General features: G+C 35.3%; 9 protein-coding genes. All 9 read left to right on the top strand.

The features are described from left to right. Positions 1 to 758 precede the first annotated feature (758 nt). Positions 759 to 1,964 (top strand): replication initiation protein, encoded by a 1,206-nt coding sequence (locus N518_RS0114545; protein WP_026444449.1) that lies wholly within the window; start codon positions 759 to 761, stop codon positions 1,962 to 1,964. A gap of 709 nt (positions 1,965 to 2,673) precedes the next feature. After that, a complete protein-coding gene (locus N518_RS0114540) occupies positions 2,674 to 3,138 on the top strand; it encodes a hypothetical protein (RefSeq protein ID WP_026444448.1) in 465 nt (154 codons plus the stop codon). 343 nt (positions 3,139 to 3,481) lie between these two features. Then, positions 3,482 to 4,000 carry a J domain-containing protein gene (locus N518_RS0114535; protein WP_015060286.1) on the top strand — a complete coding sequence of 173 codons (519 nt, stop codon included), beginning with the start codon at positions 3,482 to 3,484 and terminating at the stop codon, positions 3,998 to 4,000. Between the two features lie 167 nt (positions 4,001 to 4,167). Beyond that, positions 4,168 to 4,431 (top strand): hypothetical protein, encoded by a 264-nt coding sequence (locus N518_RS0114530; protein WP_034594172.1) that lies wholly within the window; start codon positions 4,168 to 4,170, stop codon positions 4,429 to 4,431. A 361-nt stretch (positions 4,432 to 4,792) separates the two neighbouring features. Then, positions 4,793 to 5,173: a DUF6573 family protein gene (locus N518_RS0114525; RefSeq protein ID WP_026444446.1), complete on the top strand. Its 381-nt coding sequence runs from the start codon at positions 4,793 to 4,795 to the stop codon at positions 5,171 to 5,173. A 152-nt stretch (positions 5,174 to 5,325) separates the two neighbouring features. Continuing rightward, a complete protein-coding gene (locus tag N518_RS0114520) occupies positions 5,326 to 6,102 on the top strand; it encodes a ParA family protein (protein WP_015060288.1) in 777 nt (258 codons plus the stop codon). Positions 6,103 to 6,105: 3 nt separating this feature from the next. Beyond that, positions 6,106 to 7,146, top strand: a complete 1,041-nt coding sequence (locus N518_RS0114515) for a ParB/RepB/Spo0J family partition protein (protein ID WP_026444445.1) — start codon at positions 6,106 to 6,108, stop codon at positions 7,144 to 7,146. A 246-nt stretch (positions 7,147 to 7,392) separates the two neighbouring features. Further along, entirely contained in the window at positions 7,393 to 8,061 is a 669-nt protein-coding gene (locus N518_RS0114510) for a plasmid mobilization relaxosome protein MobC (protein WP_015060290.1), read from the top strand. Continuing rightward, entirely contained in the window at positions 8,061 to 9,134 is a 1,074-nt protein-coding gene (locus tag N518_RS0114505) for a relaxase/mobilization nuclease domain-containing protein (RefSeq protein ID WP_026444444.1), read from the top strand. Before N518_RS0114510 ends, N518_RS0114505 begins: the two co-directional genes overlap by 1 nt. Positions 9,135 to 9,570: the final 436 nt, after the last annotated feature.

The raw sequence follows: 9,570 nt of genomic DNA, 5'->3' as shown, positions 1-9,570 counted from the left end.
CTATAACTATACGTTTTGTCGCTATAACTATACGTTTTGTCGCTACAACTATACGTTTTGTCACATACCTATACGTTTTGTCGCAAATAATCCACAGACTTATCAACAGCATACAAAAAATGGCTAAATTATTCTTAAAAATCAGTAATTAATTAGGTGTTTAGCTCTAACTTATTATATTTTTGCGTATTTTTTAGCCTTAATCCATGCTGCAATCTCAAAACTATACGTTTTGTCGCAACTTCCCCGCATAACTATACGTTTTGTCGCAAACCTGCGATTATGCGTACTGGATACGATTATATATATTTTTCAGGAATTAACTAGATTCTTAACAATCTTATAAGTTGTTGTTTTATATAAATAATTATATTGAAGAACGATTTTTATTTTTTGGTGCTCAAAAAGATATTTGTATAGGCTTAAAATCATAACTATACGTTTTGTCGCAGCGTAAGTTATTGATATTTATATAATAGTTATAAATATTCAAAATTGAATATTTTTTAACTGGTTTTTGTGTTAAAAATAGCCATACGTTTTGTCGCAGCGTAACTAATTGAAATAAAAGAAAATACTTAAACAGGAAAAACATTTATTTTATTTATACTACTACAGGGTTATAAAGTAATTTTACTGATTTTTAATAAATATATTTTTTAAAAACAATATCTTATAAATACAATTAATAACTATATTTGATAAATATACTTGTATAGTTATAATGATTTCAAAAGGAATAACGGATTTACAAAAAAATGCAGAAAATTATTGGCTCACAAGGCTTAGAGGACTATACACAATCTAATACAAGGGCAAAATTGACCGATTTAGTTGTGACCCGCAATGATTTTCCTACTGCCAGATATAGCATTGATCTCAATCTTGAGAAGCTTATGTACTGTGCAATGATCATCGTGAGAAAGAATGAGCTTAAAAATAATACCTCAATTACTCATGACGACTTCATTTTTGTGAGCAGCGAAAACTTTGGAGAATTGACCTCCCCAATGGCTAGAAAGGAAGTGCTTACTGCAACAGATAAACGTGAAATTCAGCGAAATGCTGAAACTGCTTTAAAACGTATTTATACAAAATTTGATAACCCAACTATGTTGGTTAAAGATGGGGAATCTGACGAACCTGCTAAAGTTCCGATGATGACTTATTGCCATTATGACAAAGCAACTAAATGTATTAAGGTTAGATTCGCAAAAGAATTTTTTGAGTATTTCTATGATCTAGTTAAGAAAGTAGATGAAAAAACTAAGTCATTTAGTAGCCATGAACTGAAGCATATTATCTTATTTAATTCGAGCTATTCCCTTCGTTTGTATCGGATCTTAATGAGCTATATGTGGCGTACATCAGAGGTCACTATTGATCTGGAAGAATTAAGATGGATGCTTGAATGTGAGGATAAATATAAAGAGTTGGCCAATTTTAAAAACCGTGTTTTGAATGTGGCTCAGGATGAAATTAACGAACTTAGCAATATTAATGTCAGTTTTGAGAACGTAAAAAACGGAAAGGAAGTAGTTGCTATTAAGTTTATTTTTAGCTTGAAAACTGAATATAAAGAGCAAGGACACATCAAATTTATAGATAAAATGAAAAAGGGCTATCTGGCTGCTGCAATTCCATTTAGTGATGATGGATCACACTTTAAAGCACCTGATCGTATTAAGCATTTCAAACCACCAGTAAAAGTATCTCCAAAACAAATCAGCACCTTAGTAAATTGCAAAGAATTTTTAAATGATTACGGATATTTCTTAGGTAATCTAGACGAGGATACTTCTAAGGTAATCATGAGAACTCTATTAACTGAAAAGTTAGATAAGCTTAATGCTCATAAGCCGATAGATATGGATTATTACTTCTGGTTACAGGCAAAACGAGGGATTATCACCAATAGCAATAATGATAAGAAGAACGATCAGGACACGGACAATCAGGATTAATATCTAAAAAGCATACCCCCCATATTGTCTTAAACAGACTTCGCTAATTTAAGACAATATGATGGTTCAATTTAAAACCTTCAAAAATTCTTATTAATCTATATAAAAAGTATCTTTTCTATTCGCATCCAAATATTAAAATTTAATAATTAGCTAATTGATACCTTAGTCATGACTAAAAGTTTACGTTTAGCCTAAGTGGAATATTTTGCCATTTTTTTAGAATTTCAATTTACAACCATATAATAAAAACAATAACTTAATGTTTCCCAGGATTTGGCCAAACCTGTAATATTTTGCCAATAAATCTAGCTGATTAGTTTTTAAATATTTAGTTTTTGCCTTACTTACCTCCTACATTTTTTAGTTTTTTATGCTATCTGGTCGCCACCCATGCGGGCTGGCTTTAGGTATCCCGTTTTAGATCAAATGGGAGCAGTTGCGGTGCTGCGGTCAGCTCGACAAAATCACAGATTTTGTCGGCTTCGCTTGCCCCTTGCAACGGTAATCAGGGAAGGGAAAATTTAACTGATTGCACCAGTTCGCAAAGTAGACACTTTGCTCTGATATAACCTCTAGGGATCTTAACTAAACATTATTTTATTTCTTAGTCATGACTAAGTTATTTCTTGAAAGTCCACAGGTGGACTGATATAATGATTTTTATCAGGACGCATCGGGCGACCTGAAATAAAACAGGTATTTAGTTATGAATCAGGATTTAGTTTTAGTCTATATATTAAAGAAATCTGAAGTTGAATCAGTCCATTTTTTTGGTTACTTAGACAATCTTAATGATCAATATGTTTGCTGTCTTACTAAAAAGAATGTAGGTCAATTAATACTAGAATTACAAAACAGTTATGGAGAAAGCTTTGCTGCTGCTTCAGTTATGACTGAAAAAGATTTCTTTCAGAAAGAGAATAACTATTTAGAACCGATTGAAATTTCACTAACTGAATATGATGAAAAGTTTAATATTCTTCCCCCTGCCCGCACGTATGGAGGTTTTAACTTTGAAATGTTCATGCTGCCCGAACAGTTGGGAGGTGGGCTATTCTCACACTTTTTAGTGACCTTTGAGCCATACACTAAAAAACGCCTTAAAGCGTATAGAGTGACAGCTTATAGGAATGATCCATTCCATAAAATTTTTAATTCTTGTCCAATTTAAAAGAGATCCCCGAAAGGGGATTTTTTTATACATTCTTAGTCATGACTAAGGGAAAAAAGGTTGTTCATCTTGTGTGTTTTAAGCTCGTTTTAGGGTGTTTGTGTGTTTAATGTGGGGTAAATAGACGTAAGGTAAAAAAAGGCTATCAGCAGCCTAAGAAACGCAAATATAAGCATTAGAAAAGCAGACCAGACAAAATACTTAAATAGCTATTTTTTATGAATTTATATCATTTAAAAAAATTAGTCATGACTAAGTTTTTGCTTGAATGTCCACAGGTGGACTGATATAATGATTTTATCAGGACGCATCGGGCGACCTGAAATAAAACAGGTATTTAAACATGAAACATTTTTCATCAGTTACATCATTAGACGAGTTAAAACTTCAGTACAAAAAACTAGCTTTTAAAAATCATCCTGATCGTGGCGGTAAAACCGAAGTTATGCAGGAGATTAACAGCGAATATGAACAGCTTTTAAATCGCATTATTAATGAAGCTTCAAAAGATCAGTATCAAGATAGTTCCGAAAATGGGCGTGGTTTCTGGTCAAGCCGTTCAGAACACTCTGAAGTTGAGAAAAAAGTAAAACAGGCTATTGATGCAATTATCAATCTGGATGGTTTAGATATTGAAATTATTGGCGTTTGGGTTTGGGTTTCTGGTGATACTAAGCAGCACAAAGACAAATTAAAAGAAGCGGGTTTTGTATGGAATCGAGTGCAATGTAAATGGGTTTTCATTGGTAAAAAATCAAATGGTCGAGGTCGAATGACTTTAGATCAAATGCGAGAGTTACACGGCAGCCAGAAAGTTAAAAAAACCAGAATGGCAGAAGAAAGACAACTTTTAACCGCTTAATAAATAAGTCCCCGAAAGGGGGCTTTTTTTATCAATTCTCTTAGTCATGACTAAGCCTTATTATCCTTAGTCATGACTAAGTTTTTGCTTGAATGTCCACAGGTGGACTGATATAATGATTTTTATCAGGACGCATCGGGCGACCTGAAATAAAACAGGAATTAATTATGCGAGCTTCAATAGTTGCAATCTTTACAAACTATCCTACAGGTAAACTGGTTCATTTTTGCGGTCATGAGGTTTTAACTGGATCTAACAATAATATTTGGTTTCCAATCTTTGATGAAAAAACACTATTTCAGGAAATTGAAAAAATCATGATTAGTTGCCGAGTAGCCCACAATGTTACTCATATTGAAAGAATCAGAAGGGGAGATAATGAAAACGGTTATTTTGAAGATTACAGAATTACTTATAACTTAGCCGTTTAAGCTAGACCTCCCACAATGGGAGGTTTTTTTTGGTGGCGATTTTTTTGGTTTTTAGCTTGCCTAAAAAACATAAAAAATTGTCTATCTGTTCTGCTTTATATACGCTCATTTTGGCCTGTTCAGGTCGGTGCTAGGATAACCTAGCTTCATATATAAAAAAGGCTGTCAGCAGCCTAAGAATCGCAAATAAGAGCATCTGAAAAGCGGTTTAGCCAGGTATTAAAACGGATATTTTTCTACTCAATTTTCCCTATAAAAAATTAGTCATGACTAAGTTTTTGCTTGAATGTCCACAGGTGGACTGATATAATGACTTTATCAGGACGCATCGGGCGACCTGAAATAAAACAGGTTAAAAATCATGGAACAATACATTTCAGTTTACACACGTCAGCAAGCCATTGAAGATGGTTTTTTAGTTGCAATCAATTCTCTTAGTCCTAAATTAGATGGACTGGCAAAAGAACATTATAAGCATCCTATCTGTTTCACTTCTGCGCTTTGGGCGGTAGTTGATAAGGCGGTAAAAAATGAAAAATGGCTTAATGACTTAGAGGGCGTTATTCATGACATTTTATGGATGAGCCGAGTATATAAGACACACCTAAGCCCTAGTGCGGTACGTTTTACTGTGATTATCACAGGCGCAGGTCGCAAGAGAAATCATATTTTAGAATTGCACGTTCATGGTGGAGATCAAGGAGAGCCAGTCATAACAATCGGTTATCCTGAAGATTTTTAATTTACGTCCTCCCTTTATGGGAGGATTTTTTTATGATAAAAAACTTAGTCATGACTAAGAAAATGCTTGCAATGTCCACAGGTGGACGTTAGAATATACAGCATAAGGACGCAATAGGGCGACCCTTAATAAGCCATTAAACTAGGTGAAATATGAAAAAAGTTGTTGCTTCAAATCAAAAGGGCGGTGTGGGTAAATCTGCAATCATTTGCCAGTATGCACACTATTTAAATTCTTTGGGCTTGCGTGTATTAGTCATTGATCTAGACCACCAGAAGAACACTACAAAAGCATTGATTACTGGCGGGGCTGTGACTGTAGCTAATGTATCTGCATTCGACATGCTGACCAAAGAAGATCAAACTATTTCAAATCCTGAAGCCTTTACTTTGGTACAAGCAACACCAGAATTAACAGCTATTGAAAAAAATGGCACTTTGCATAACAACTTTGCCACCAATTACCAGAAGTTTTTAAAATCAGTTGATTCTTTATTTGATGTTTGCCTGATTGATACCAATCCAAATCCCGACATTCGCCAAGTAGCTTCATTAATTGTTAGTGACTATGTTTTAAGTCCAATTCAATTGAATCAGGAAGCTATTGACGGCATCGGTGGATTACTCAAGCAGATCCAAGCGATTAATCAAAAGCTAAACCCAAATTTAAAATTAATCGGCATCCTACCGAATATTGTTGAACCAACTCCATTTCAGAAAGACAACCTAAAAGCTATTGTTCAGCATTTTTCAAAGTACCTGATCAAAAACTCAGACGGTAGCTATGCCTTCGTTAAAAAAACGACTGCAATCGCTGAAGCGCAAGCGCAAGGCATACCTACAAATAAATTGGGTAAAACTAGCGGTTTTACCGCATGGGCTGAATTAAAAACAGTTTTTGAAAGCATTAACAAGTTTATGGAGATTTAAGGAATGTTAGATTTATCAGCTTTGGAAGGTATTGATCTAGGTAATTCTGCACCAGTAGCAGACGGAACACCTAAACAGATTCCACTTACAGATATTCTTGAAGATCCAGATCAGCCGCGTGTTGAGTTTCCAGAAGATCAGATGCAAAAAATGGTCGAATCAATCAAGGCTCGTGGAGTTAAAACACCAATTAGTGTTAAACCCCACCCAACAGAACAAGGCAAGTGGATCATCAATTATGGAGCTAGACGTTTTAGAGCTTCAGTGATGGCTGGCAAGGAAACTATCCCTGCTTTTGTTGATAATGATCATGATGATTATGATCAAGTCATGGAGAATAAAGAACGCCTTAACCATTCACCTATTGAGCTTGCATTTTTCATCCAAAAGAAAATTAAGCAAGGTGAGAAGAAAAACGTAATCGCTAAAAAGTTAAATGAAGATCCTGTTTTCATTTCTACTCACTTAGCTTTAGTAGATATGCCAGAATGCTTATCTAAGGCTTATGATGCAGGTTTTAAATCTCCAAAGACTTTGTATGACTTACGCAAACTTTGGGAATCCTTCCCTGAAGAAGTAAACGCTTGGGTGGATGAATCTTTAGAGAATGGTCAGGACATTATCAGATCTAGAGTTCAGGCTTTATCTAAAAAGTTAAAAGAACCTAAGCAAGCTGAAGCGACTGAAGTAGATCAAGAACCACAGGCGCAAGAAAGCCAAGAGCAAACCGCCATTATTGATGATAATGAATCTTTCAATTTTGAGGGGGATGATCAAGCTGAAGCGACTGAAGAACCAGAAGAACCAGAAGTTAAAAAACTGATGGATCAATCGAATCAGAAAGAGCAGCCAGAAGCTAAAGAAGAAGATCCAGACAAAATCAAAAAACCGCTTTTAGTTGTTATTCATGACGGCCGACAAGCGAACCTGATGCTAAATAAAAAGCCTACTTCTTTGGGTTTTGCATGGATCAAATACGAAGATGGAACAGAGGTATCTGTAGATTGCAGCAGCCTTGAAATCGAGTATTTACAAGAAGCCTAAACCTATCAATGGAAAAAGACCTTGCTTATGCAAGGTTTTTTTTTGGGCGGGTTATCCCGACCACCTAGCTTGATTACCCTTAGTCATGACTAAGGAGAAAAGAGGGAAAAAAGAAGGTATATAATCTAGGGTAGGGCAGGATAGGCAGCAGCCGTTAAAAACCTTAATTTGTGTCACAAATAAAGGTTATACTATTCTTTCAGAATAGCTATCGAAAATATTAGTTTCGATAAAGGTACTGGAATCATGACGAAATCAAACTTGGATCAAGTTTTAAAATTTAGGGTTAGCAATGCCGTTTATGACTGGTGGCAAGCTAAGTGTGAGAAGCAAGGAATCAAGAAAGGTGAGCCTTTCCAGAAGGCTTTAGAAAACGCCTATAAAAAAGAAAATGATCCTAATTATTCAGGACAAGATTTTTCATTGAATCTGGAAAAGGACTTAACCGAAAAAATCTATCAGTTAGCTAAGTTTGAAGAAGTAGATCCAGATGACTTGATCAAAAAAATGATCAAGGAAAAGTTATCTGAAATAGAAAAAACGCAAGACGTTATAGATGTATTTGAAAAAACATCACGCAAAGAATTAAGGCTTAAACCAAGTTTGATGAAAGCCATTAATGAGAAAGCAGCACAGATCGGCATGAAACCGAATCAATATATCATTTCGGTTTTAACAGCTAATGTCACAAAAGATTCAATATTCTTTAGCCAGGAAGAAGCTCTTAAACTTGGCGAATCAAATAGTCAGCTTTTGGCGATTGGTAGAAACCTAAACCAAATGGCTAAGAATATGAATCAGGGCATTTATGAATCTTACGATAGAGAATTTGTCGAGCGAGTACATCAGCTAGTAAAAGCTCAAGTTAGGCATGTTTTCACTCTATTAGAGCGCAATAAAAAGAGGTGGGAATAATGGCTAACGGAAGCAGTAAAACTACCAGAGAAGTGCAAAGCACCTTGCTTGCTCATGGTGAGCAACTACTTAATGGATCTAAAGTTAGGCGTGTTAATCAGACCCAAAGTTTAGATACTTTTTTAAATGACCTGTCTAAGCCTAAAAATGGATCTGGCCATTCAGCTACATCAGCCCCTAAATCATCTCCAAATAGCGTTAAAGCAACTTTAGATAGAATTAGTAAAAAGACCCCTGAAGTAATGGTCAAGGTTACTGGTGGAGGTAATTCTATGGGGAAGGTGAAAGCTCACATGGGATATATCACTCGGAATGGACAATTAGAGGGAATTGCTCAGGACGGAAATAAAGTTAATGGTAAGGATGATATAGAAGATGCTGCTGAAGATTGGCAAATGTCAGGTACACCTATTTCTGATGAAGAGTCTAAATATAAGCAGGCTTTTAATATTGTGTTATCTATGCCGAAAGGTACGGATGAAAAAGGCGTTTATGATGCTGCAAAAGAATTTGCAGAGGAACATTTTAAAGACCATAAATATATGATGGTGCAGCATACCTTTACCAATGATCCTTCAAAAGATCCAAGTGAAAACCCGCATGTGCATGTTGTTGTTAAAGCTGTTTCTGAAAAAGGTGATCGGTTAAATATTAGGAAGGCTGACCTTCAGGAATGGCGAGAAAGTTTTGCTGAAAAATTAAGATCCAGAGGGATTGAAGCGAATGCGACAAAACGTATAGCTAGGCTGCAAAAAAATAGAAGTGATAAGCAGTCAGTTAAACAAATGAAAGAGCAGGGCAAATCGTTTAAGCGATATGGTAAAAATAAGGCTAGTCCAGAACGTGTCCAGAGAGCTAAACAGCAAGAAAAAGAAGCATTGACGCATTACAAGGAGATTACTAAAGCTCTATCACAGTCACCAGATCCGCAAGATAGAAAACTTGCAATTGATCTAGTGGACTATTTACGGAAACAGGTAGAAGTGAAAAAACCAACACCAGAGCCACAGATTCAACCTAATAAGCCAGATCCGCAGCAGGGAAAGAGCAAGGGAAAAGAACAAGATAGATAATAAGGTAAGGCACAATAATGTGCCTTATTTTTTACTCATTACTGAGGTAGATTTAGATAACCAATAATCTAAAGGAAATAGATAAAACGATTTCGCCCCTATGAAAACTAAATTAATCCTGATAAAAGCTCATTAAATTGACACTCATCGTTTTCTTTTAGCTTTGTAATTATGATGTCTGCAATTTGCTTCATTTCACTAGTATCGTATACTCTTAAACCTCTTTCTAAGTGTTCTTTAAGATGTGAGCTTTCATTAGTTACACGGTTAATAATAGAAAAGTTATGACCATTTGAAAAAAACGATCGAAGGTTATCAGTGTAATCTTTATTATTTGGATACTTAAAGTGTACTAGCTCAAACCTGATCTGACAGTTACCCGATTTTTATTGTGCCTGTCAGGTTAAATTTGAGCTAAATTCTTCTCAGCCCAAAT

Source organism: Acinetobacter sp. UNC436CL71CviS28 (assembly GCF_000620525.1).
In the GTDB taxonomy this organism is placed as follows: domain Bacteria; phylum Pseudomonadota; class Gammaproteobacteria; order Pseudomonadales; family Moraxellaceae; genus Acinetobacter; species Acinetobacter radioresistens.
This window is presented reverse-complemented; position numbering and strand designations above follow the sequence as displayed.

Bases quoted from the DNA above. Each gene is read 5' to 3' on its own strand.
- N518_RS0114510 (WP_015060290.1), top strand. From the start codon at position 7,393: ATGACGAAATCAAACTTGGATCAAGTTTTAAAATTTAGGGTTAGCAAT.
- N518_RS0114540 (WP_026444448.1), top strand. From the start codon at position 2,674: ATGAATCAGGATTTAGTTTTAGTCTATATATTAAAGAAATCTGAAGTT.
- N518_RS0114530 (WP_034594172.1), top strand. From the start codon at position 4,168: ATGCGAGCTTCAATAGTTGCAATCTTTACAAACTATCCTACAGGTAAA.
- N518_RS0114515 (WP_026444445.1), top strand. From the start codon at position 6,106: ATGTTAGATTTATCAGCTTTGGAAGGTATTGATCTAGGTAATTCTGCA.
- N518_RS0114545 (WP_026444449.1), top strand. From the start codon at position 759: ATGCAGAAAATTATTGGCTCACAAGGCTTAGAGGACTATACACAATCT.
- N518_RS0114505 (WP_026444444.1), top strand. From the start codon at position 8,061: ATGGCTAACGGAAGCAGTAAAACTACCAGAGAAGTGCAAAGCACCTTG.
- N518_RS0114535 (WP_015060286.1), top strand. From the start codon at position 3,482: ATGAAACATTTTTCATCAGTTACATCATTAGACGAGTTAAAACTTCAG.
- N518_RS0114525 (WP_026444446.1), top strand. From the start codon at position 4,793: ATGGAACAATACATTTCAGTTTACACACGTCAGCAAGCCATTGAAGAT.
- N518_RS0114520 (WP_015060288.1), top strand. From the start codon at position 5,326: ATGAAAAAAGTTGTTGCTTCAAATCAAAAGGGCGGTGTGGGTAAATCT.